General features: G+C 67.0%; 24 protein-coding genes. 12 read left to right on the forward strand and 12 right to left on the reverse strand.

The annotated features are described in order from the left end of the window. Positions 1-68: 68 nt before the first annotated feature. On the reverse strand, positions 69-641 hold the full coding sequence (locus BVE01S_RS12450; RefSeq protein ID WP_240612152.1) for an SH3 domain-containing protein: 573 nt from the start codon (positions 639-641) through the stop codon (positions 69-71). A 67-nt stretch (positions 642-708) separates the two neighbouring features. Here BVE01S_RS12450 and BVE01S_RS12455 point away from each other — a divergent pair, with 67 nt between their 5' ends. Continuing rightward, positions 709-1695, forward strand: coding sequence for a 2-hydroxyacid dehydrogenase (locus tag BVE01S_RS12455; RefSeq protein WP_066628043.1), 987 nt, complete (start codon positions 709-711; stop codon positions 1693-1695). Here the strand turns inward: BVE01S_RS12455 and BVE01S_RS12460 are convergent. After that, positions 1692-2900, reverse strand: a complete 1209-nt coding sequence (locus BVE01S_RS12460; RefSeq protein ID WP_066628050.1) for a DUF6880 family protein — start codon at positions 2898-2900, stop codon at positions 1692-1694. The two genes, BVE01S_RS12455 and BVE01S_RS12460, sit on opposite strands and share 4 nt — an antisense overlap. 119 nt (positions 2901-3019) lie before the next feature. Here BVE01S_RS12460 and BVE01S_RS12465 point away from each other — a divergent pair, with 119 nt between their 5' ends. Then, on the forward strand, positions 3020-3271 hold the full coding sequence (locus BVE01S_RS12465) for a hypothetical protein (RefSeq protein ID WP_066628053.1): 252 nt from the start codon (positions 3020-3022) through the stop codon (positions 3269-3271). A gap of 3 nt (positions 3272-3274) precedes the next feature. On the opposite strand, the gene BVE01S_RS12470 is transcribed toward BVE01S_RS12465, so the two are convergent. Beyond that, positions 3275-4009 carry a HesA/MoeB/ThiF family protein gene (locus BVE01S_RS12470; RefSeq protein WP_066628056.1) on the reverse strand — a complete coding sequence of 245 codons (735 nt, stop codon included), beginning with the start codon at positions 4007-4009 and terminating at the stop codon, positions 3275-3277. Between the two features lie 54 nt (positions 4010-4063). After that, on the reverse strand, positions 4064-4531 hold the full coding sequence (locus tag BVE01S_RS12475; RefSeq protein WP_280513216.1) for a BLUF domain-containing protein: 468 nt from the start codon (positions 4529-4531) through the stop codon (positions 4064-4066). 68 nt (positions 4532-4599) lie between these two features. Here BVE01S_RS12475 and hslV point away from each other — a divergent pair, with 68 nt between their 5' ends. Next, a complete protein-coding gene (gene hslV, locus BVE01S_RS12480) occupies positions 4600-5160 on the forward strand; it encodes an ATP-dependent protease subunit HslV (RefSeq protein ID WP_017504950.1) in 561 nt (186 codons plus the stop codon). A gap of 13 nt (positions 5161-5173) precedes the next feature. Here hslV and BVE01S_RS12485 read toward each other — a convergent pair whose 3' ends face one another. Continuing rightward, the gene (locus BVE01S_RS12485; protein WP_066628059.1) at positions 5174-5755 is read right to left on the reverse strand and encodes a ClpP family protease; all 582 of its coding nucleotides are present in this window, start codon (positions 5753-5755) and stop codon (positions 5174-5176) included. After that, the gene (locus tag BVE01S_RS12490; protein WP_055807478.1) at positions 5755-5961 is read right to left on the reverse strand and encodes a hypothetical protein; all 207 of its coding nucleotides are present in this window, start codon (positions 5959-5961) and stop codon (positions 5755-5757) included. Before BVE01S_RS12490 ends, BVE01S_RS12485 begins: the two co-directional genes overlap by 1 nt. Before the next feature lie 152 nt (positions 5962-6113). Here BVE01S_RS12490 and hisS point away from each other — a divergent pair, with 152 nt between their 5' ends. After that, complete coding sequence (hisS, locus tag BVE01S_RS12495) at positions 6114-7604, forward strand: histidine--tRNA ligase (protein ID WP_066628062.1); 1491 nt, start codon at positions 6114-6116, stop codon at positions 7602-7604. A 365-nt stretch (positions 7605-7969) separates the two neighbouring features. On the opposite strand, the gene BVE01S_RS12500 is transcribed toward hisS, so the two are convergent. Then, positions 7970-10093, reverse strand: coding sequence for a M13 family metallopeptidase (locus BVE01S_RS12500; protein ID WP_066628064.1), 2124 nt, complete (start codon positions 10091-10093; stop codon positions 7970-7972). A gap of 156 nt (positions 10094-10249) precedes the next feature. Between BVE01S_RS12500 and BVE01S_RS12505 the strand changes: the two genes are divergently transcribed. Both BVE01S_RS12505 and BVE01S_RS12510 read left to right on the forward strand, forming a co-directional pair. Then, positions 10250-12085 (forward strand): cation:proton antiporter domain-containing protein, encoded by a 1836-nt coding sequence (locus tag BVE01S_RS12505; protein ID WP_066628066.1) that lies wholly within the window; start codon positions 10250-10252, stop codon positions 12083-12085. A gap of 190 nt (positions 12086-12275) precedes the next feature. Then, positions 12276-12917 carry a TetR/AcrR family transcriptional regulator gene (locus tag BVE01S_RS12510; RefSeq protein ID WP_039243898.1) on the forward strand — a complete coding sequence of 214 codons (642 nt, stop codon included), beginning with the start codon at positions 12276-12278 and terminating at the stop codon, positions 12915-12917. Between the two features lie 66 nt (positions 12918-12983). On the opposite strand, the gene BVE01S_RS12515 is transcribed toward BVE01S_RS12510, so the two are convergent. Genes BVE01S_RS12515 through BVE01S_RS12525 form a run of 3 tightly spaced genes read right to left on the reverse strand, consistent with a single transcriptional unit; the run spans position 12984 to position 14431 of the window. Beyond that, positions 12984-13565 (reverse strand): Smr/MutS family protein, encoded by a 582-nt coding sequence (locus BVE01S_RS12515; protein WP_066628068.1) that lies wholly within the window; start codon positions 13563-13565, stop codon positions 12984-12986. Continuing rightward, the gene (locus BVE01S_RS12520) at positions 13562-13801 is read right to left on the reverse strand and encodes a helix-turn-helix domain-containing protein (protein WP_017504942.1); all 240 of its coding nucleotides are present in this window, start codon (positions 13799-13801) and stop codon (positions 13562-13564) included. The genes BVE01S_RS12515 and BVE01S_RS12520 overlap by 4 nt, the downstream gene beginning before the upstream one ends. Before the next feature lie 24 nt (positions 13802-13825). Further along, complete coding sequence (locus tag BVE01S_RS12525; protein WP_066628070.1) at positions 13826-14431, reverse strand: DUF2975 domain-containing protein; 606 nt, start codon at positions 14429-14431, stop codon at positions 13826-13828. Positions 14432-14884: 453 nt separating this feature from the next. Here BVE01S_RS12525 and rdgB point away from each other — a divergent pair, with 453 nt between their 5' ends. Both rdgB and hemW read left to right on the forward strand, forming a co-directional pair. Continuing rightward, complete coding sequence (rdgB, locus tag BVE01S_RS12530; protein WP_066628072.1) at positions 14885-15487, forward strand: RdgB/HAM1 family non-canonical purine NTP pyrophosphatase; 603 nt, start codon at positions 14885-14887, stop codon at positions 15485-15487. Next, positions 15480-16640, forward strand: coding sequence for a radical SAM family heme chaperone HemW (gene hemW, locus BVE01S_RS12535; RefSeq protein ID WP_066628074.1), 1161 nt, complete (start codon positions 15480-15482; stop codon positions 16638-16640). The genes rdgB and hemW overlap by 8 nt, the downstream gene beginning before the upstream one ends. Here the strand turns inward: hemW and BVE01S_RS12540 are convergent. After that, positions 16637-18292 carry a GNAT family N-acetyltransferase gene (locus tag BVE01S_RS12540; RefSeq protein ID WP_066628076.1) on the reverse strand — a complete coding sequence of 552 codons (1656 nt, stop codon included), beginning with the start codon at positions 18290-18292 and terminating at the stop codon, positions 16637-16639. The genes hemW and BVE01S_RS12540 overlap by 4 nt on opposite strands. Positions 18293-18445: 153 nt before the next feature. Between BVE01S_RS12540 and BVE01S_RS12545 the strand changes: the two genes are divergently transcribed. Next, positions 18446-18949 (forward strand): hypothetical protein, encoded by a 504-nt coding sequence (locus BVE01S_RS12545; RefSeq protein WP_066628078.1) that lies wholly within the window; start codon positions 18446-18448, stop codon positions 18947-18949. 144 nt (positions 18950-19093) lie between these two features. Here BVE01S_RS12545 and BVE01S_RS12550 read toward each other — a convergent pair whose 3' ends face one another. Beyond that, positions 19094-19348, reverse strand: a complete 255-nt coding sequence (locus BVE01S_RS12550) for a GlsB/YeaQ/YmgE family stress response membrane protein (RefSeq protein WP_055754335.1) — start codon at positions 19346-19348, stop codon at positions 19094-19096. A 188-nt stretch (positions 19349-19536) separates the two neighbouring features. On the opposite strand from BVE01S_RS12550, the gene BVE01S_RS12555 reads away from it, so the two are divergent. From BVE01S_RS12555 to BVE01S_RS12565, 3 genes are all read left to right on the forward strand, one after another. After that, positions 19537-19917: a helix-turn-helix domain-containing protein gene (locus BVE01S_RS12555; protein WP_066553047.1), complete on the forward strand. Its 381-nt coding sequence runs from the start codon at positions 19537-19539 to the stop codon at positions 19915-19917. Positions 19918-19987: 70 nt separating this feature from the next. Next, entirely contained in the window at positions 19988-20773 is a 786-nt protein-coding gene (gene hisN / locus BVE01S_RS12560) for a histidinol-phosphatase (protein WP_066628087.1), read from the forward strand. Between the two features lie 75 nt (positions 20774-20848). Next, positions 20849-21424, forward strand: a complete 576-nt coding sequence (locus BVE01S_RS12565; protein ID WP_066628090.1) for a hypothetical protein — start codon at positions 20849-20851, stop codon at positions 21422-21424. Positions 21425-21446: the final 22 nt, after the last annotated feature.

Here is a 21446-nt window from a genome sequence, read left to right on the forward strand (position 1 = left end):
GCGCTTCCGTTTCTTGAGACGTTGCGCGCGGGTTACACGACCGCGCCGCTTCGCTCAACAGCGTGCGGTCAGTTGCGACCCGTGCCTGCGGGGCGATTGGCGTTGCACAGTGCCCGCTCCTGGGTTCCGAACACCGCCCGCTGGGCCACAAAACCCTCCAGTCGTCGCGCCCGGACCTTGCACCAGCCCTCCTCGCATTCTTCCAGCATCACCAGGGCGCGTGGCGACAGGCGCGCGCGCACTGACGCGGTCTCGGATCGGCCCGACCGGATCGGCACTTCCTCTGCGGTCGTGTTGAAAACATAGCGCCGGCCCGACGACACCGTGCGGTGGATCCAGGCCACGGCGCCGTCGGGATCGCAGATCTTGCGCCATTCGGTCGTCTCGGCGATCACCTGAACCGGCAGGCCGGCGGCGCGGTATTCCCACAGGATCGGATAATCCAGGCCCGGCCCTTGGCGCGCGCGGACGTGCGAGGACTTCAGCGAAATCCAGCGCGGCACCTCAAGCCCGGTCGGGGTCGGGCGGCCGTCGGGCATGGTCGCGCCGGCGCTGGCCATCACGCCGAGGCCGAGAATGGCTCCAACGATGGCGATGCAGCGTCGCAGGCTTTGGAAGATGGCGGCGGCTTTGCTAGACACTGATTGGAACGACCCGTCGCGCGGGCTTTGATCCGTCTGAATCGCCGCCCGCTAACCAAGGCCGAGAATGTCCCCCCGCAAGCTTAAGGTCGTATTAACCAGACGCCTGCCCGACGCGGTCGAAACGCGGATGCGGGAGCTGTTCGACGCCGAGTTGAACCTGAAGGATCAGCCGATGGACCGCGCCGCGTTGCAGGCCGCCGTCCAGCGGGCCGAGGTTCTGGTGCCCACCATCACAGACGTCATCGACGCCGACCTTATCAATGGCGCAGGCGAGCAGTTGAAGATGATCGCCAACTTCGGCGCCGGGGTCGACCATATCGACGTCGACGCGGCCGTGGCGCGCGGCATCATCGTCACCAACACCCCCGGCGTCCTGACCGAGGACACCGCCGACCTGGCCATGAGCCTGATCCTGGCCGTCAGCCGCCGCATCGTCGAGGGCGCACAGGTCGTGGCCGAAGGCCGGTTCGAGGGCTGGACCCCGACCTGGATGTGCGGACGCAAGCTTTGGGGCAAGCGGCTGGGCATCATCGGCATGGGCCGGATCGGCCAGGCCCTGGCCCGTCGCGCCAAGGCCTTCGGGCTTCAAGTCCACTATCACAATCGCAAGCCCGTCCCGGCCCTGATCGAGGAAGAGCTTGGCGCGACCTACTGGGACGACCTGGACCAGATGCTGGCGCGGATGGACATCGTCTCGCTGAACTGTCCGGCGACGAAGGACACCCACCATCTGCTGTCGGCCGAGCGTCTGGCCCGGCTTCAGCCCCACGCCATCCTGATCAACACCGCGCGCGGCGAGCTGATCGACGAGGCGGCTCTGGCCCAGGCGGTGGCCATGCGCGCCCTGTCCGGCGTGGGCCTGGACGTGTTCGAGAACGAGCCCGCGATCCATCATGGCCTGTTGGGCCAATCCAATGTCGTGCTGCTGCCCCACCTGGGGTCCGCCACCCTGGAGGCGCGCCAGGACATGGGCGACCGCGTCATCGCCAACGTCATGACCTACCAGAACGGCCACCGGCCGCCTGACCGCGTCATCCCCGCAATGCTTTAGGGCGCAGCCAGCAACCGCTCGGCCGCATTGGGATATTTCTGCCCCAGCCGCGCCGCCCAGTCGGCCTTGAGTGGCAGCGGCGCGCGCACCTCGCGGATGCGGCGTTCGACCAGGGCGGCGGCCTCGCGGTGCGCGGGCCAGTCCATCAGAAACCCCAGCGCCGTCTCGACATCGGCATAGGTCGCGGCATGGGCCAGGGCGCGGTCCAGCGCCTCCACATCGTCGAAGTCCGGCAGGCGCGCCAGATAGGCCCGCAGCACCGGCGCGGACAGGTCGCGCTCGAACATCGCCCAGCGCAGGTCTTGCGCCTCGTCCTTGCGGCCCTCGGCTTCCAAGAGGTCGATCGAGGTCGCCTCCCACGCCGGCGTCAGGACCGGCGGCCCGGCCTGCGGGGATCGCCCGAAGGTCCAACGCCGGTTGCCGGCCGACGGTTTGAGCGCCGCCTCCAGCGCCTGACGCGCTTCTGCAATGCGATCAGCGACCAGCAGCCGCTTGGCCATCACCGCCGCAGAATCCGGCGAGCCTCGCTCCTCCGGCGTCGTCATCGACAGCCACAGGTCCAGATCGCCCGCCCGGTCCGCCAGTCGTCTCACGACCGTCCGCATGCCGCGTGCGGTGGATGCAGTATCGAGGCGATCCAGCAGCCTCTTGGCCATGTCCGCCGTCAGATCGTCGCCGCCCGCCCCTATCCAGCGGGCGTATTCGAGCGGTTGCCGCGCCACCGCCTCCGCCATCAGGGCCACTGTGCTGTCGTCCGTCCGAAGCGCAGCCTCGGCGATCCGCCACAGGTCCGAGGCCGCCGTTTCGAACGCGTCGGCCAGTTCGCCCTTCTGATCCTTGACCCGCGTTGCCAGGCCGCGAAACAGGTCGAACCAGCCGATCAATCGCTCCAACCCCATCGCCGGCGCGTCCTCGGCCAGATCCTCGACGATTGCAGCCCGCAGTATCTCCAGATCGCGCAGCAGGTCCGGCCGCTTTCGCCACGACACGCGCGCGCGGCTGGCCGCGATGGTCGTCAATCGCTTGTCGATTTCCAGGGCCATCAGGTCCGGCCCTGCCTCGGCCGCCATCACCAGCCTGAGCCGCCGCTTCAGGATCGCATCCGCATCCGCCGCCTGCATCAGCAGTTCGCCCAGACGCTCTGCCCCTAAGCCGCTGAGATTTGCGGCGTTCAGCCGTTTGGGCGAGGCGGGACGTCGGGCCATCAGGCCTCCTTTTCACAAGTCTGTCGGACCGAACTCACACGGCTGTCGAAAACCGCTGGCAGGGGAGGAACCGTCGTAAACGCGCTTCGTTTCCGGCGTCCTGATCGAGGAAGTGTGCGTTGGACTCCTACTACTGCATCGTCAACCTGCCCGGCGTTCCGGTGCGGGACATCTGCGTCCTCGACGCGGCGAACGACACGGCGGCCAATCAGGCGCTGGACGCGATCGCCCGCAACTGGGTCGGGTTCGAGACCCTTTATCTCTATTGCGGCGAACGTCTGGTTACGGTGCTCAGCAACCCGGCGCTGGGCTTCGCTCCGCCCCTGCCTGACTTGGATCTGGCCGACATCCGTTTCGCGACGGCCGCCTGATCGTCAGCCGCAGACCGGGCATTCCGGATCAGCGGCGACCCGCACGGTCCGCGCCGAGCCCGCCAGACCGTCATACAGCAGCAGCCGTCCCGTCAGGGCCTCGCCCGCGCCGGTGATCAGCTTGACGACCTCAAGCGCCGCCATCGACCCGATCACGCCGGTCAGAGCGCCCACGACGCCGACGCGCGCACAGGTCTCCGCATCCGGCGGGATCTCGGGCACCAGGCACTGATAGCAGGGCTGGCCCTCAAACACCCCGACCTGCCCGTTCCAGCGGCCCAGCGCCCCAGACACCAGCGGCTTGCCCGCCGCAACACAGGCTGCGTTGACCCACAGCCGGGTCTGGAAATCGTCGGCCCCGTCCAACACGATGTCGAAGGCTTCGATCCGAGCCGCCGCATTCTCGGCGGTGATCCGCTCGGCGAAGGTTTCGATCGCGACATGCGGATTGAGGCCGACCAGCCGTTCCGCCGCCGCCTCGACCTTCGACCGACCGATCTGCGCCGTCGAAAAGGCGATCTGCCGCTGAAGGTTGGACAGGCCCACAACGTCGTCGTCGATCAGGCCCAGCGTCCCGACACCCGCCGCCGCCAGATAGAGCGCCGCCGGCGATCCCACGCCGCCCGCCCCGACGATCAGCACCCGCGCGCGCTTCAGCGCCTGCTGCCCCGGCCCGCCCATTTCGGACAGGACCAGATGGCGTGCATAGCGTTCGACTTCGTCTTCGGAAAAGATCACCGCCCTATCTAGCGCCGCAGAGGTTCCGGCGCGAGGGGCCTGTCGCCTATCGCCTTAAGCGGCCATCCGGACGTGTTCGCACGACAGCAGCTTTTCCAGACCCGCGCTGGACAGATCGCTCAGGCGCCGTCCGCGCAGAATGTCGGCGGCCTGCTGGGTGCTGAGGGCGCACAGCCGCGCGGGTTCGCGCATCCGCCGCTGCATGACGGGTCGATCATCCAGGACGCGGATATTGTGATGACGCGGGTCTTTCCAGAGGCGCGACATCAAGCGGTCCAGGTCCGCACGAGCGCCTTCAATCACCTGGGCCGCCTCGCCCTCGTGGAACAGCATGGCGCTGCCGATCTCGTCGCGGCGATTGTTTCGCTCCGACGCGCCGAGGATTTCGGCAAGCGATTGGGTCGTGTGGTTCGCACCACCGATCATTTCACTCACGAAAACGACGCGATAAAGCAAAACCTGGCCCTTGATGTCTAAGAACCGCGAAAGCGGATTGCGCCTTCTAGCTAATATTGGGGTCAAAATAAGACAGCGTTACACCAAGGCGCGACAGACTTGATGCCGGCCCCCGGCCGCGCCATCTGATCGTCATGACCCAGACCGCATCCAACTTCCCCGACTGGCACGGCACCACCATTCTGGCGGTGCGCAAGAACGGACGCACCGTGATCGCCGGCGACGGCCAGGTCTCGATGGGCCCGACGATCGTCAAGGGCGCCGCCCGCAAGGTGCGCACCTTGGCCGGCGGCAAGGTGCTGGCCGGCTTTGCCGGCGCCACGGCCGACGCCTTCACCCTGATCGAACGGCTTGAGGCCAAGCTGGAGCAGTATCCTGATCAACTGGCGCGCGCCTGCGTCGACCTCGCCAAGGACTGGCGCACCGACCGCTATCTGCGCCGGCTGGAGGCCATGCTGCTGGTGGCGGACAAGTCGTCCATCTTCACCGTGACGGGCGTCGGCGATGTGCTGGAGCCGGAGTATGGCGTCGCCGCCGTGGGCTCGGGCGGCAACTACGCCCTGTCGGCCGCCCGCGCCCTGATCGAGGAAACCGATCTGGACGCCGAACAGGTCGCGCGCAAGGCCATGAAGATCGCCGCCGAAATCTGCGTCTACACCAATGGCAATCTGACCGTGGAAACGCTTCAGGCCTGATCTGGCCGACGGGTCAGATCACTTCGGCGATCAGACCGCGAGCCTTTGCCTCCTGGGCCTCAATGTACCAGTTGGCAGGGGCGCGTTTCAGCACTTCCTCCATCGTCACCGACGATCCGCGCACCAGGTTCTCGAAACCCTCGTTCTGGATGGCGATGGAGTGTTCCAGCTCGTTCAGCATGGCGCGAACCGAGGCGATGCAGGTCGTCAGCGGCCCCGTGACGTGCAGTTGCGTGTCCATCTTGCGCTCGTGGATCATCACCCGGGCGCCGCGCGTCAGATAGCGGTTTTCCACCGCAAAGAAGCTCATGAAGGTGGCGCCGGCGGAATAGATCGCCGCCTTGCCCAGAAAGACCAGCCGGCGGGACGGATTGATGTCGCTTTGAAAGCGCACATCCTCGCCCATCATGCGCGCCACCTCCGGATCACCGCCCAAGGTCGATAGTTCGATGACGGTCAGCCCGGTGTCGGGCGCCTCCGCCATCTGTTGGCGAAAGCGCTCGTACATGGCGTAATCGACCGCGCCGGCGAGCAGGATACGTGGCGTATCGAAAGCTTCGGCGGTCAGAATGCCGCTCGGCGCAGCGTCGGACATTAAAGCTCAGCCGCAGAGGCGGCGTCATCACTGACCGGATAGCCTTGAGCCGACGCCCAGGACCGGGCTTCACGGATCGAGAAGAAGGCCTGGTTCTGCAAGCGGCGCGATCCGGCGTCATCGATCAGTTCGCACTCCCACCACCGGATCGTGCGGCGATCGGAGGTGTTGCAGGTGCGCGGAACGAGAAGGGCGTGGGGCGTCATGCGTCATCAACGAAAAATCCGCACAGCGGTTCCGCCGAGATCAGGATTTCGTCTTTAGGAACAGACCATTGCATGGCGCCGACGGACGCTGTCTTTACGTCAGCCGCCGTGCAGAATTTGCGATCAAGGGCGCCTTGGCTTAAGCGCGCGCCATGACCGACGCCGCGCCTCCCCGCCCCCTCGCCCGCAATCCGCGCGGCTTCGCCGACAAGCGCGGCCGCGACCTGACAGCCGAGCGGCGCATCGTCGCGCGCGTGTCCGAGGTTTACGAGCGCTGGGGCTTCGAGCCGCTGGAGACGCCAGCCTTCGAATATGCCGATGCGCTGGGCAAGTTCCTGCCCGACGCCGACCGCCCGAACGAGGGCGTCTTCGCGCTTCAGGACGACGCCGGATCGGACGAGCCGGGCGAATGGATGGCCTTGCGCTACGACCACACGGCGCCCCTGGCCCGGTTCGCCGCCCAGACCTGGGAAACCCTGCCCAAGCCGTTCCGCCGCTATGCCTATGGCCCCGTCTGGCGCAATGAAAAGCCTGGCCCCGGCCGATTCCGCGAGTTCTGGCAGTGCGACGCCGACACCGTCGGCTCGGACCGGCCCGAGGCCGACGCCGAAATCATCGCCATGGGCTGCGAAGGCCTGCGCGCCGCCGGGCTGGACGCCGGCCAGGCCCAGATCCGCGTTTCGAACCGCAAGCTGTTCGACGGCCTGTTCGACGCCGGCGGCGTGACCGAGGCCGGTCAGCGACTGACGGCGCTTCGCGCCATCGACAAGTTCGACCGCCTGGGCTGGGAGGGCGTGGTCCAACTGCTGGGTGAAGGGCGTCTGGACGACTCGGGCGACTACACCAAGGGCGCCCAGCTGCCCGCCAAGGTCACGGCCGCCATCGAGGCGTTTCTGGCCTCGGCCAATACCCCCGGCCTGTCGCGGGCCGAGACGCTGGACGCTGTCGCGCGCTCCGGCGACCTCGGCGCGGCGGGCGAGGCGGCGCTGAACGAACTGGCCGCCATCGACCGGGCGCTGGCCGCCATGTCGGTCGGTCAGGACGCCGTGAAGTTCGATCCGACCATCGTGCGCGGCCTAGAATATTACACCGGCGCCGTGTTCGAGGCCGAGCTGCTGCTCGACACGGTTGACGACAAGGGTCGTCCCGTCCGCTTCGGCTCCATCGGCGGCGGCGGTCGCTATGACGATCTGGTCGCCCGCTTCACCGGTCAGAGCACGCCGGCGACCGGCTTCTCCTTCGGCGTCTCGCGTCTGGCCTCGGCCCTGCGCGCGGCGGGACGGGGCGCCGAGGACGCCGTGCGCGGCCCCGTGGTCGTCATCGTCTTCTCCGAGGACGACATGACCCATTATCTGACCGCCGTGGCGGAACTGCGCGCCGCCGGAATCGCCGCCGAGCTTTATCTGGGTCGCGCCGGCATGAAGGCGCAGATGAAATACGCCGACCGGCGCGGCGCCCCGGCTGTCGTCATCCTGGGCGGCGATGAGATCGCCGCCGGCGAGGTCACGATCAAGGATCTGGACGCCGGCCGCGCCGCCGCCGCCGCCATCACGGACAACGACGCCTGGAAGGCCGAACGCCCCGGCCAGATGAAGATCGCCCGCGAAGGCCTGGTCGCCGCCATAAAGTCCATTATCGAATAAGCTTCGATAATGGCCCGTCCCTAAAATGGGTTATCAGTGATAAGTCGAAGAAAGTTCGACTCTTGCGAAACCGGTCGTTGACGACCGACCGGCCCTTGCGTCAAATGACCCCACTCGAGGGCAAGCGTTGCTCAAGCGCGCAGCACTCGAAGGCGTTTCGGGGAGGAAACGTCCGCTCTTTAAAGAGCGCGAAAGCCCGCTGCGATGTATCCCCCGCAGCGGGCTTTTTCGCGTCTGAAGCCCAGACAAACTCCTCTGAAACCTCGACAAATTCTTGATACGGCGTCGAGATCGAGCAGCCCGGTCTCGATATGAAAAAAGGCCAGGGCGAACCCCGGCCTTTCGATTCTCGAACAAGCGTCGCCTTACCAGAGACGGACGCGCTCCTCGGGCGTCAGATAGTATTTCGTGCCCGGTTGGACGTCGAAGGCGTCGTACCAGGCGTCGACGTTGCGCAGCGGGCCGATGACGCGGAACTGTGCGGCCGAGTGCGGGTCGGTGGCGACCTGCTGCTTCAGCGCCTCGTCGCGATACTTCGACTGCCAGACCTGGGCCCAGCCATAGAAGAAGCGCTGGTCGCCGGTCGCGCCGTCCAGAACCGGCGCCGGCTGGCCGTTCAGCGACAGGTGATAGGCCTCGAGACCGACGGCCACGCCAGACGCGTCACCGATGTTCTCGCCCATCGTCAGGCCAGGGTTGATGTGATAGCCGGCGATCGGTTCGTAGGTCGCATATTGCGCGCCCAGACGCGCCGTCAGGGCCTCGAAGTTGGCCTTGTCTTCCGGCGTCCACCAGTTGCGCAGCACGCCGTCGCCATCGGACTTGGAGCCTTGGTCGTCGAAGCCGTGGCCGATCTCGTGCCCGATCACGCCGCCGATGCCGCCGTAGTTGACCGCCGCATCGCCATTCGGATCGAAGAAGGGCGGCTGCAGGATTGCGGCTGGGAAGACGATCTCGTTGTTGGCCGAGTTGTAGTAGGCGTTGACGGTCTGCGGGGTCATGCCCCACTCCGACTTGTCGACCGGCTCGTTCAGACGGGCCAGATCATAGTTCCATTCGAACAGGCCGCGGCGCTCGGCGTTGCCGACCAGGTCGTTCGCGCGGATGTCCAGACCGGAGTAGTCGCGCCACTTGTCGGGATAGCCGATCTTGACGGTAAACTTGCGCAGCTTCTCCTGCGCCGCCGCCTTGGTCTCGGTCCCCATCCAGGTCAGGTTGTCGATCCGGTGCGACAGGGCGGTGCGCAAATTGGCGACCAGCTCTTCCATCTTGGCCTTGGATTCGGCCGGGAAATACTGGGCGACGTAGAGCCGGCCCGTGGCCTCGCCCAGCGACCCTTCGGCGAAGGAGATGGCGCGCTTCTCGCGGGTGCGCTGCTCAGGCTGACCCGACAGATCGCGCGAACGGAACTCCCATTGGGCGTCTGCGAAGCGTTTCGACATGAGGGGCGCCATGTCGTCGGCGGTGTGGAAAGCCTGCCAGGCCTGCAGAAGTTCGACCGGCGTCTCGGCGTAGATGGCCGCAATCTTGGGCATGGCCGTGTCCTGGCGCACGATCAGGCGCGGCACGCCGCCCAGCTTGGCCGCATCGTAGTAGGCCTGCCAGGCGAAGCCCGGCGCGTCCTCAGCCAGTTTAGCGATGGTGAACTCGTTGTAGGTCCGGTCGCGGTTGCGGTTCTCGACCGGTGTCCAGTGGGCCTCGGCGATCTTGGTTTCCAGCGCGACGATCTGGGCGGCGGTCTCAGTCGGGTTGGTCCAGCCGATCATCTCCAGCATCCGGCCGACATAGGCCTGATACTTCTCTTTCTTGTCGGCGAAACGGGCGTCCAGATAATAGTCGCGGTTCGGCAGGCCGATGCCCGACTGGCCCGTCGAGACGACGTAGCGGGTCGGTTGCTTGGAATCGATCGTGATGCCGGTACCGAAGAAGGACGAGCCGAAGCGGCCGGCCGTCTGGCCCATATAGACGGCCATCTTGTCGTGGCTGTCGGCGGCGCGGATCGCAGACAGATAGGGTTGCAGCGGCTGGGCGTCCAACTGCTCGATGCGCGCCTCGTCGATGTAGGAGCGATAGGCGTCAGCGACCTTGGCCTCGTCCGATCCGGGCGCCAGGTCGGTGCGGTTGGCCAGGCCCAGCACCAGCTCCTTCATGCGGTTGTCCGACAGTTCGCGCAGCAGGGCGAACGAGCCGTAGCTGGTGCGGTCCGACGGAATGACCAGCTTTTCCAGCGCCTTGCCGTTGGCGTACTGGAAGAAGTCGTCGCCCGGCTTCACCGAGGTGTCGCGACCGGCCATGTCGAAGCCCCAGGTTCCGTAGCGGGGCGCGTCGACGCCCTGCCAGCCGGCTGCCGTCTCTTCGCCCGAGAACAGCGAAACGATGGTGCAGGCGTCGTCGATGCAGGCGTGGTCGTGACCGATATCCTGAGCCAGAACCGTGCTGGCGGGCAGAAGAAGGGCGCCGACGGCGGCCCCGATAAGCAGACGTTTCATCACTATGTCCCTGTTCCCACCCGGCATTTGGATGGTTCGGCGCAGACCCTAGTCCGGCGAGGGGGGGTGTCGCCTTAAAAAAAGTTCATGATTGCGATGCGACCTCTCGCCACGGCGGGGGGATCAGGGTCAGATACGCCGACGCGAGGAGGGCGGATGCACGGTCAGGGCGGCGACTATAAGGATCTGGTGGTCTTTCTGGCGGCCGCCGGCGTCATCGTGCCCCTGGTCAATCGGCTGAAGGTCAGCCCCATCCTGGGCTTTCTTGCAGCGGGCGTTTTGCTGGGCCCGGACGGCCTGGGCCGGTTCGCGCAAAGCCTGCCCTGGCTGTCGTGGCTGACCATCGGCGATCCGGGCCAGCTGGCGCAGCTGTCGGAACTAGGCGTCGCCTTCCTGTTGTTCATGATCGGTCTGGAGCTGTCGTGGGAGCGGCTGCGCGCCATGCGTCGGCTGGTGTTCGGCCTGGGGCTGATGCAGGTCGTCGTCTGCACCGCCGTGCTGGCGGGCGGCTTCATGCTGATGGGACAGACCTTGGCCAGCGCGGTGGTGCTGGGCATGGGCCTCGCCCTGTCCTCGACGGCTGTGGTCATGCCCGTGCTGGCCGAACGGGGGCGGCTGAAGGGGACGGTCGGCCGTTCCACCTTCGCCATCCTGCTGGCTCAGGATTTGTCGGTCGCGCCGATCCTGATCACCGTCACCGTCCTGGCGGCCCTGGCCCAACAGGGCGGCGGTCTGGATCCCGCCGTGCTGGGTCGCGCCCTATTCACCCTGGTTCCGGCCGCCATCGGCCTGGGGCTGATGGTGCTGCTAGGACGGGTCGTGCTGCGGCCGATGTTCCGGTCGGTGGCCAAGGCGCGCAAGGCCGACCAGGGCGGCGAACTGTTCGTCGCCGCCTCGCTGCTGGTGGTGGTCGGCGCCGGTCTCGCCGCCCAGGCCAGCGGCCTGTCGATGAGCATCGGCGCGCTTCTGGCCGGCGTGCTGCTGGCCGAGACCGAATTTCGGCGCGAGGTCGAGGTTTCCATCGAACCGTTCAAGGGGCTTTTGCTAGGCGTCTTCTTCGTCGGCGTCGGCCTGGGCCTGGATCTGGACGCCATCGCCGCCGATCCGGTCGGCGTGTTCGGCTTGGCCCTGGCCCTGACGATCGTGAAGACCGCCGTCATCTTCAGCCTGGCCCGCTTCTGGGGCCTGGGCGCCCGCCCGGCGTTGGAGACGGCGCTCGTTCTGGCGCCGGCGGGCGAGTTCGCCTTTGTGGTCTTCGCCACCGGCCTGGTCGAGGGGCTTGCGCCGCCGCAGCTGACCAACACCGTGGCCCTGTCGGCGACCGTGAGCATCTTTTCGATCCCCCTGCTCGCCCTGCTGGGCCAGAAGTTGGCGCGCAAGTCGGCAGCCGCAGGCCAGCCCGTCGAGCTACCAACGCTGGAGGCGGCCGACGGTGCGGTCATCATCGTCGGCTTCGGGCGCGTCGGTCGGCTGATCGGTGAAATGCTGAAGGCGCACGATCAGCCCTTCATCGCCCTGGACACCGATGCGGGCGCGGTCGCCGGCGGCCGGCGTGACGGATTCGATGTCTTCTATGGTGATGCGGGGCGGCGCGAGATGCTCCAGCACTGCGGCGTCCAGTCCACCCGCGCCCTGATCGTCACCATGGACGCGCCGACCAAGGTGGACGAGGTGGTCACCACGGCGCGGTCCATGCGCGACGACCTGATCCTGATCGCCCGCGCCCGTGACGACCAGCACGCCATCCGGCTGTATGGACTGGGCGTCACCGACGCCGTGCCGGAGACGACCGAGGCCAGTCTCCAGCTCGCCGAAAACACCCTGGTCGATCTGGGCGTGCCCATGGGTCTGGTGCTCGCCTCGGTCCACGAACGTCGCGATCAGTTTCGCAAGGCCTTCCAGTCGGCCATCCCGATCGAGCGTCGCAATCGCCCCAGCCGCGCGCTGCGCCGCACGCTGCGCCCGGTGCGCGTCGACCCCGCGCCGGAGTAAGGGAAGCCCCTTACAGACGGTCGCCGGACCCATTTTCGTCATGGTTCCGTGATGCAAGCGCGCCTCTCCATGACTGCATCTGCGGAGCAGACGCGCCCTTCAGGTCCGACCCAAGGGCTCAGACATTCATTCGAGGTCGATGCCGGGCGCCCCCGACCAGAGACCGAAAGTAGAGTAAAAGCCTGATTATATGACAGATACCGTCGCCTCCCTCGCTGTCGAGCCCCGCTTGAACCGCCGCCAGGCCGCCAAGATCCGCACGCGACAAAAGGTTCTGGACGCCGCCCGCTCGCTCTTCGCCGAGCGCGGCTATGAGCCCGCCACGATCCGCGACATCGCCAAGGGCGCGGGCATGTCCACCGGCGCCGTCTTCGCCAACTTCCAGGACAAGGCCGAACTGTTCGAGGCGGTCCTGACCGAGGACATGACGCGTCTGGCCGAGGTGGTCGAGGCCGCGGCGCCCGAAGGCGAACCCGTCCGCCAGCGCCTCGTCAGCGCGCTGAGCGCCGGCTACCACTCGTCGCTGGACCAACTGCCTCTGTTCCAGGCCATCGTGGCCCGCTCGTGGTTCCAGCCCCTGGCCGCTGAAATGCGCGCCCGCGCCGCGACCAAGAACCTGCTGCTCGCCATCAGCAACATCCTTCAGGATGCAGTGGCCAAGGGCGAGCTGTCCAAGGACGCCGACAGCCGTCTGCTGGTCGAGCTGATCTGGGACGCCTATCTGTCGAACTACCGCCGCGCCGCCTATGACGAGTGGGACGCGCAGGCCCTGTCGGACCATATGGGCAAGCAGATCGACGTGATCCTGGCCGGCGCCATCGCCGCCAAATAAGCCAGAGCAAAGCCGCTTTTCGAAAGGCCGGGTCCGCCAGCGCGGGCCCGGCCTTTTTCGTGAGCGTCAGGCCCGGCGTTTCAGGGTGACGTAGAAGGCGCCGTTTCCGCCGTGCTTCTGGTGGGCGATGGTGAAGCCCGACACGACGCCGCGCAGTGCGGGCGAATGCATCCATTCCGCAAAGGCCGAGCGGATCACCCCGCCGCCCATCCGACCCTGTCCGGTGATGACCAGCACCGCACGCATTCCGCGCGCCTGGCAGGATGTCAGGAAGCCTCGAAGCTGATCCTCAGCCTCGAATCGGCCAAAGCCATGCAGGTCGATGCGCGCCTCGATGGGATCGCGTTCGCGCGACAGCCGCTGCTTGCGGCGCGGCTCCAGATCCTCGGGCGCGGGCTTGGGCTTGTTCGGCGAGGGTCGCTTTTCCGCCGGCGGCGCGAGAGCGGCGCGTTTGGGAGACGCCTTGATCAGGGGGCGCGGCCGCTCGATCGGCGTCACCACGATCTCGGGCGGCGTTTCGGCGCCGGGCGTGACGCGGGCGGCCTTGCGCGTCCTCGGCGTCACGACTGATCCGGCCACACGGGTCCAGATGCGACGGTCTTCGGGCGTCAGTCCGTTCTCATCACGGCTCGAGCCCTTTCGCCTCATGCCTCGCCGTCGTCCTCGATCGTGTCGCCGGGACCAGGCTCGTGCGCCAGCAAGTCACCGGGCTGGCAGTCCAACTCGCGGCACAGGGCGTCCAGGGTCGAGAACCGAACCGCGCGCGCCTTGCCCGTCTTCAGGATCGACAGGTTCGCCACCGTGACCCCGACCCGGTCGGCGAGTTCGGTCAACGACATGCGGCGTTCCACGAGGACGCGGTCGAGCTGGACGCGGATGGCCATGCGCAAATCCTACTTCGAAACGGCTCAGATCGTCAGTTCGGATTCGCGACGCAGGCGCGCGCCCTCGCGGAACACCTCCGCCAGCACGAAGACGATAAGCACGGAAAAGATGGGGGTCAGCAGTTCGCCAAAGCCCTGCGGATCCATGACGCCGGGCGCCAGCCGCTTGGCGACGAAGCCTTGAGCCACCCAGACGCCGCCGGTCACGACCGCCAGGGTCAGGCCGATCTGGCGCAGGCGACGGACGTTATCGGGCTGGAACGGGTCGCCCATGGTCAGGGTGCGGATGATGCGGCGCAGGCTGCGCAAGATCAGCATGAACCCGCCGAAATAGGCGGTCGCGGCGCCCAAACCGAACAGCAGCAGGGTGCGCGTCAGCGGCAGTTGCTTGCCGCCGGAATCCCCGCTGACGGTGATGTTCACATTGTCTAGGGGAATGAAGATCGCGGCGATAACCAGCAACAGCAGAATGCCGGTGATCAACCAGAGAAGGATATAGGCGACGTCCAGAACCACCTTCAACACGCTGGACACCGAACCCGGGCCGAGCGCTTTGATCGGCGCGGCCAGCCAGTTCGGAACGCTTGCCTCGCCTCGCTTCAGCGGATTTGGCGGCAGGGGCAGGCGCATGGTCTTTTTGATCTCAAGCCGGGGAAGGCGGGGCGATGGCCACGCGGGGTCCGGCGAACCCGCGCGCGGCTCTATACATCGCGGTCTTCATGCAGGTCGTCAAAGCTCCAGTGATCGAAAAGAGAGGGATCAAAGAGCTTGGAACAGGGTGACGACCAGGGCGGTGGGCAGGGCGGCGATCAGAACGGTGCTGACAAAAGCAGCGCCGACCTTGTCGAGCCACATCGAGGTGTTCATCGTATGCATTGTGGTTCTCCGTCTTTCGTGTTTGGGCGATTATCGCCGTTTGGATTTGTTAGCCGCATGATCGTTCCCGTTTTTCCGGAAGTCCTGAACGCTGCGACCTCGTTCCTGACGATCAATAGATAGGCCGTGCGGGCGAAAAAGGCACGTTACATATCGTTTAACGATATTAAACTTTGGCAATAGACTGTTTCAGGAGCGTGATCGACGATGAATCTCAAGCTTATCAAAGGGATGCGGATCATCGTGGCGACGCATAACGCCGGCAAGGTTCCCGAAATCTCGGCGCTGCTCGGCGGAAATTACGAACTCGTCACGGCCGGCCAGCTGAACCTGCCCGAACCCGACGAAACGGAGAGCACCTTCACCGGCAACGCCATGCTGAAGGCGCGTCACGCGGCTGAGCTGTCGGGAGAGGTTTCGCTGGCCGACGATTCCGGCCTGTCGGTCGCGGCGCTGGATGGCGCGCCGGGCATCTTCTCTGCGCGCTGGGCCGGGCCGGGCAAGGATTTCGCCGTCGCCATGAAGAAGGTCGAGGAGCGGCTGGAAGAGATCGGCGCGACGGACCGCACCGCCTGGTTCACCTCGGCTCTGGCGGTCGCCTGGCCGGACGGCCCCTGTGTGGTGGTGCAGGGCGAGGTTCACGGCCAGCTAACCTTCCCCCCACGCGGGGATCGGGGGTTTGGTTACGACCCGCTTTTCATTCCGACTGGCGGCGACCGGACCTTTGGCGAGATGGAGCCGGCGGCCAAGGACGCCATCAGCCACCGCACCGTCGCCTTCGCCAAGCTGAGAGCGGCCCTGATTGACTGATCCTCTTGATCCGGGATCGGACGTCGGCCTCTACGTCCACTGGCCCTATTGCGCGCGCATCTGCCCCTACTGCGACTTCAACGTCGTGCGCGATCGCGGGCGCACCGAGGAACAGGCCGGGCTGGTCGAGGCAATCCTGACCGATCTGCGCGCCCAGAGAGATTTGACAGGTCCGCGTCGCCTGGCCTCGATCTTCTTCGGCGGCGGCACGCCGTCGCTGATGGCGCCCGACGCCGTCGCGCGCATCGTGGCGGCGGCGCGCGACCTGTTCCCGCCCGCCGGCGACATCGAGATCACGCTGGAGGCCAATCCCACGGACGCCGAGGCCGGCCGTTTCGCCGCCCTGGCCGACGCCGGGATCAACCGCCTGTCGATGGGCGTCCAGGCGCTGGACGACGCCGCCCTGCGTTTTCTGGGTCGCGACCATTCGGCGGCCGAGGCCCTGCGCGCGGTCGATCTAGCCCGCCGCGCCTTCGACCGTCTGTCCATCGACCTGATCTACGCCCGCCCGGACCAGACGCCTGAAGATTGGGCCGCCGAACTGACCGCGGCGCTGGCGCTCGGGTTCGAACACGTCTCGCCCTATCAGCTGACCATAGAGCCGACGACCGCCTTTGGCCGGGCCTTCGCACGGGGAACCCTGACCCCGCCTGACGAGGACCGGGCCGCCTCCCTCTACGAAACCACCCAGGATGTCCTCTCGGCCGCCGGCTTCGAAGCCTATGAGGTGTCCAACCACGCGCGCGGTCCCGCCGCCCGGTCGTCGCACAATCTGCATGTCTGGAGCGGCGGCGACTATCTGGGACTTGGCCCCGGCGCCCATGGCCGGCTGACGCTGGACGGCGTTAGGACCGCGACCGTCGCCCACCGCCGCATCGCCGATTATGTGGCGGGCGTCTCGGGCCTCACGCCCTGGTGCGAGCGCGACGCCCAGACGCCGGTCGACGCCGCAGAAGAACGTTTGCTGCTGGCCCTGCGCACCACCGAAGGCGCGCCTGTCGCCCTGCTGTCGCCGCTCGGCCTGTCGGCAGAACGCGCGCCGGTCGCGGACCTGATCGGCGACGGGTTCCTGATGCTGAAGGCCGAGCGACTGATCGCCACCGAGCGCGGCCGCCCGGTGCTGGACGGCGTGCTGAAGGCGCTGCTGACTTAGGCCTTCTTCAGCCCCAGCATCCCCAGCCAGCCGCCGCTCGTCAGAAGAGCGACATCCAGCAGGGCCAGCGGCAGGGGCGTCGAAACCGGCGCGGCGATGAAGCGCGAACGCCAGTCCGGGCCGAACTTGGCCTTGTAGCTGCGCAAACCCTGGAAGCCGTAGAGCGCCCCGCCCTCTTCGAACACCAGGGCGCCGACGCGAGCGAAGACCGGCGCGATGCGACGATCCTCCAGCCCAGCCAGCGGCGCCATGCCCAGGTCGAAGCTGGCCAAGCCTTCCGCCTTGGCCCACTGGGCGCAGCGAATGAACAGATAGTCCATCACCCCATGCGGCGCGTCCGGCCGATGGCGCATCAGATCCACCGCCGCTTCGTCCGGCGAGGTCAGCAGATTGGCGAAGGCGACGATGCGGCCGCCCTCCTTGACCACCGCCAGCGGCGTCAGGTCCAGATAGTCGACGTCGAAGCGCCCCAAGGAGAAGGATTTCTCCGAGCCCTCGTGCATGGCCAGCCAGGCGTCCGAAATCTCGCGCAGCTCGTCCGCGATCGCTGCGGCCGAACCGGGCGGAAGAACCTCGAACGAGGAGCCTTCACGCTCGGCGCGATTGATGGCTGTGCGAAGGTTCTGCTTGCCCTTGCCCTCGATGGAGAACCGGTGGGCGTCGATCACGGCCGTCTCGCCGACCTTGCGCACCGCCAGTCCCATGGTCGCCAGATCGCCCAGCACCTCTTCGCTGACCGAATAGAAGACCGCCGCCCCGCCATAGCTGTCGGCCATCTCGGCGAAGGACCAAAGCAGCTCCAGCCGTTCGCTCTTGAGCCCCGCCGGCTCGCCCATGGCGATCCAGCGCCGCCCCCGCACGTGATAGGCCAGGAAGCTGGAACCCGACGGGCTGAACATCAGCGCCTTATCGCCCAGCATGGCCAGCCAGGCCTCGGGCGTGGCCGTATCGGCGGTCTGCAGCGCCTGGAGCGCGCGATCGATGTCGGCCTTGCTGGCCGGGCCGTGACTGTGGGCGCCGGGTGAGCTCAACAGCGAGCGGCCGGCCACCACCAGCGTCAGGATCGCCAGAACCAGCCCGGCCCGCAGGAAGCCGGACGCTTGGCGATCACTCAGGAAGCGCCACCACAGCTCGTCATTATAGGCCACGTCGCGATAGGCGAAGAAGCCCAGCCACAGCATGGCCGCCACTACCGCCGTCAGCAGCAACAGCCAGCTCGGCCGCAGCGGCTCGCTGAGACGCGAGCGCCGGTTGAAGGCCGTACGGCACGGCGCCAGAAGGGCGGCGACGACCAGCAAATCCGTCGCCTGCTGCCAGTCCAGACCCTTCAGCACCGAGAACACCGCCCCGGCCGCCAGGACGAGCAGGGCGGCCCAATAGGCGCCGCGTCGACGCCGCCATAGACCCGCCGACAAGAGCAGAAGAAGGAAACCGGCGATGCTGCCGACGAAGTGCGACAGGTCGATCAGGATGGGAGACACGACGCCCGTCAGCTGACGCAGCCGACTGTCGAACTCGGGCGTCACCGCAGAGGCCAGCATGAGCGCGCCTGCGCCAAAGGCCACCACCGCAAAGATCTGGGGCGTCAGCTCGAAGGCCAGACCCGCCAGTCGGCGGATCAGACCGGATGTGTGCCGGGGGCGGCTGGACAAACGTGGCCTCTCGAATCGCGGATCGCCCGAACATAGACCAAGAATCGTCCAACCGGGGCGCTGCCAAGGTCATTTCGGGGCATACGAAACAATCCGTAACAGAGCGAGTATATAGGGGTGCGGGCGTCGGGCCCGTGCAACTGGGGATGACCCATGAATATCAAGACCGCTCTTCTGGCTGGCGCTGCAGCCGCCTTCATGACCGTCGCGCCGGCTCTGGCGCAAGAAACCACGCCCGCTCCCGCCGCCGCCCCTGCCGCCGCCCCTGCCGCCGCCGCGTCCTCGCAGCAATCGCTGTCGCTGAACCCCGGATCGAGCGTTTCCGGTCCTGATGGCGAGTTGGGCAAGCTGGAAGGCGTTCAGAACAATGCTGAAGGCAAGCAGGAGCTTACCGTCCGCGGCGCCGACGGCCAACTTCGCGCCGTGCCGCTGAGCGGCATCCGTCAGGAAGGAACCGGCGTCGTGGTGGCCTACACGAAGGCCGAGTTTGACGCCGCCGCTCCTATCGCCGGCGCCCCGGCGGCCCCCGCCGCTGATCCGGCCGCCGCTCCCGCGCCGACCGCGGAACCTGCGGCCGAACCGACCGATCCGGCGACCACAGAACCGGCGACCCCGGCTCCGGACAGCGCCTCGCCGGCTCCGACCGAGCCGCAGTAAGCCAGTCTTCCAAGGCGCAATGAAAAAGGGCGGTCGGGTTTCCCGGCCGCCCTTTCGTCTGTCCGCAACCCAGCGGCGACAGTAGCACAGCAAAAAGGGCGGCTCGTAAGAGCCGCCCTTTTTCCTTATCGACCGACTGCCGGATCAAGCGCGACGCTTGACCAGTCCCAGAAGGAACAGCAGCAGGCAGGCGCCGAGGAACGCCACGATCAGAGTGACGAAGTTGAAGCCGCCGACCGGCGTGCCGAAGATGTTGTTCGAGATGAAGCCGCCGAGCAGAGCGCCGATGACGCCGACGATCAGATTCGTCAGCAGGCCGTGATTACGACCCATGACCTTTTCAGCCAGCCAGCCGGCGACGATGCCGATGACGAGCCAACCAATGATTCCGAGACCCATGCTGTGGTTCCTTCCTTTAAAAGCCAAGCTGTTGCAGTAAATGCGGCTCGGGCCATACGGTTGCGTCCTCGTTCCAACCTCGCCGCAATAAGGCCGAATTCGCGTCAGGCGCGATCCGGCACGGCGATTGCCGTGATCGACGTGTGTCGTCCCGCATCGGGACAGACGTTGAGACGAGGATCACCGTCATGGCCGACGACATCGACCTTCATCTGGGCCGCCGCCTGCGCCGCCGTCGCCGCCTGCTGGGCCTGACCCAGCAGCAGTTGGCCGTCCAGGTCGGCATCCGCTTTCAGCAGATCCAGAAGTACGAATGCGGCGCCAACCGCATCTCCGCCGCGCGCCTGTGGCAGTTGGCCGAGGCGCTGGAAACGCCCGTCGCCTATTTCTACGATGGCCTGGCCGAGGCGATGGAGGCCGACGCACCGACTCCCAAGGCCGGCGAAGTCTTTTCGCGCAAGGAAACGCTGGATCTGATCCAAGCCTACTATCAGCTGGACGAACGGCCCCGCCGGCGTTTGCTGGATCTGGCCAAGTCCCTGCATGCGGGCGACGCGGCCGCCGCCTGATCTGCGCGTCTCCCCGATCTGCACGTCTCAAGGGGCGCCCATGCCGGCGAAAGCGCGGTAAGGGAATCCCATGACCGAATACGAAGCCTTCGCCATCGAACTGGCGCGCGAAGCCGCGCGCGTGACCCTGCCCTTCTTCCGCTCGGACATTGGGCATGAGGACAAGGGCGGCGCGGCTGGCTTCGATCCCGTCACAGAAGCCGACAAGCAGGCTGAGGCCGCCATCCGCCGCCTGATCGCCGCCCGCTATCCCGACCACGGCGTCATCGGCGAGGAGTATGGCGAGGATCGGCCGGACGTCGAGCACGTCTGGGTGCTGGATCCCATCGACGGCACGCGCGCCTTCATCTCGGGCCTGCCGCTGTGGACCACGCTGATCGCCCTTCGCACGGCCGGCAAGCCGACCGTCGGCGTCATCGCCCAGCCCTATCTGGACGAAATCTTTATCGGCGGCCCGTCCGGCGCGCGCCTGTTGCGCGGCGATGTCGAGACGCCGCTGGCCGTGCGGTCCTGCGAGACGCTGACCGACGCCGTCATCTCGACCACGGACCCCGACATCTTCAACGGCGCGGAACTGGGCGCCTGGACCCAGGTGCGAGCGACCGCCCGCCTGGCGCGCCTGGGCTGCGACGCCTACGCCTACGCCATGGTGGCGGCGGGCAAGATGGATCTGGTCGCCGAGACCAGCCTGAAGCCCTGGGACTGGTCAGCCCTCGTGCCCGTCATCGAGGCGGCGGGCGGGAAGGTCATCAACTGGCGCGGCGCAGCGCCGGACGACAAGGGCCAGATCCTGGCCGTCGGCGACGCGCGACTGATCGATCAGGCCCTGGTGACACTGAAACGCGCGGCCGCCTGACGCTCACACCTGGCGCATATTGACGCAGGTCGCGAGACGGCGTCAGGGTGCGGACGGTTGAGGGGACGGATTTCGATGGCTGGGCTGTCCAAACTGGTTGTCGGCGTCGATGTGCCCTGGGTCACGAGTTGGAGCGGCGAGGAGATCACGAGCGCCGCGCCGTGCCGAACCGTCGGCGGCCGTCTCGCCCTGATGCAGGCCAGCGCGCTCGGCAGTGGCAAGCCGCAATATTCGAAGAACCATCTGGTCCGACAACGCCTGACAGTCGCGCGCATGCTGTGCCCGATGTGCGGCGAGCCGACTGAGGATAGCGATCGCTGGACCCAGATCGCCGCGCGACGGTGCGCCGGTCAGCTCAGGGCGCGCGGCGGTCAGGTTCGCGCCGACATCGCCGACGACCGGGTCATGATCGACGCCGGCTCGATCGCGCCCCTGCACCGCCGCTGCGTCGACCGCTCGATGAAATACTGCCCGCACCTGCGCGCCAGCGACGACGTGATGGTCATGCGCTTCCCGCGCGAGTGGATCGTTCTGCCGCTGCTGGTCAAGGCGGAGACCGGCCCCGGCGTCGCTGTCGCCTTCCTGCAGCTATGCGGCGTCACCCAGACGATCGACCGACGCTGGCGCGCCGAGGGTCTTACAAGAGTTTAACTGGTTCAATCCCGCCCGCGCG

It is taken from the genome of Brevundimonas vesicularis NBRC 12165 (assembly GCF_001592205.1).
In the GTDB taxonomy this organism is placed as follows: Bacteria; Pseudomonadota; Alphaproteobacteria; order Caulobacterales; family Caulobacteraceae; genus Brevundimonas; species Brevundimonas vesicularis.

What these genes read in the sequence shown, in the direction of transcription:
- BVE01S_RS12485 (WP_066628059.1), bottom strand. Translation starts at nt 5,755, where the DNA reads ATGTCCGACGCTGCGCCGAGCGGCATTCTGACCGCCGAAGCTTTCGAT.
- hisS (WP_066628062.1), top strand. Translation starts at nt 6,114, where the DNA reads ATGACCGACGCCGCGCCTCCCCGCCCCCTCGCCCGCAATCCGCGCGGC.
- BVE01S_RS12545 (WP_066628078.1), top strand. Translation starts at nt 18,446, where the DNA reads ATGAATATCAAGACCGCTCTTCTGGCTGGCGCTGCAGCCGCCTTCATG.
- BVE01S_RS12510 (WP_039243898.1), top strand. Translation starts at nt 12,276, where the DNA reads ATGACAGATACCGTCGCCTCCCTCGCTGTCGAGCCCCGCTTGAACCGC.
- hslV (WP_017504950.1), top strand. Translation starts at nt 4,600, where the DNA reads ATGACCCAGACCGCATCCAACTTCCCCGACTGGCACGGCACCACCATT.
- BVE01S_RS12565 (WP_066628090.1), top strand. Translation starts at nt 20,849, where the DNA reads ATGGCTGGGCTGTCCAAACTGGTTGTCGGCGTCGATGTGCCCTGGGTC.
- BVE01S_RS12455 (WP_066628043.1), top strand. Translation starts at nt 709, where the DNA reads ATGTCCCCCCGCAAGCTTAAGGTCGTATTAACCAGACGCCTGCCCGAC.
- hisN (WP_066628087.1), top strand. Translation starts at nt 19,988, where the DNA reads ATGACCGAATACGAAGCCTTCGCCATCGAACTGGCGCGCGAAGCCGCG.
- BVE01S_RS12520 (WP_017504942.1), bottom strand. Translation starts at nt 13,801, where the DNA reads ATGGCCATCCGCGTCCAGCTCGACCGCGTCCTCGTGGAACGCCGCATG.
- BVE01S_RS12525 (WP_066628070.1), bottom strand. Translation starts at nt 14,431, where the DNA reads ATGCGCCTGCCCCTGCCGCCAAATCCGCTGAAGCGAGGCGAGGCAAGC.
- BVE01S_RS12490 (WP_055807478.1), bottom strand. Translation starts at nt 5,961, where the DNA reads ATGACGCCCCACGCCCTTCTCGTTCCGCGCACCTGCAACACCTCCGAT.
- rdgB (WP_066628072.1), top strand. Translation starts at nt 14,885, where the DNA reads ATGAATCTCAAGCTTATCAAAGGGATGCGGATCATCGTGGCGACGCAT.
- BVE01S_RS12500 (WP_066628064.1), bottom strand. Translation starts at nt 10,093, where the DNA reads ATGAAACGTCTGCTTATCGGGGCCGCCGTCGGCGCCCTTCTTCTGCCC.
- BVE01S_RS12550 (WP_055754335.1), bottom strand. Translation starts at nt 19,348, where the DNA reads ATGGGTCTCGGAATCATTGGTTGGCTCGTCATCGGCATCGTCGCCGGC.
- BVE01S_RS12515 (WP_066628068.1), bottom strand. Translation starts at nt 13,565, where the DNA reads ATGAGGCGAAAGGGCTCGAGCCGTGATGAGAACGGACTGACGCCCGAA.
- BVE01S_RS12460 (WP_066628050.1), bottom strand. Translation starts at nt 2,900, where the DNA reads ATGGCCCGACGTCCCGCCTCGCCCAAACGGCTGAACGCCGCAAATCTC.
- BVE01S_RS12505 (WP_066628066.1), top strand. Translation starts at nt 10,250, where the DNA reads ATGCACGGTCAGGGCGGCGACTATAAGGATCTGGTGGTCTTTCTGGCG.
- BVE01S_RS12555 (WP_066553047.1), top strand. Translation starts at nt 19,537, where the DNA reads ATGGCCGACGACATCGACCTTCATCTGGGCCGCCGCCTGCGCCGCCGT.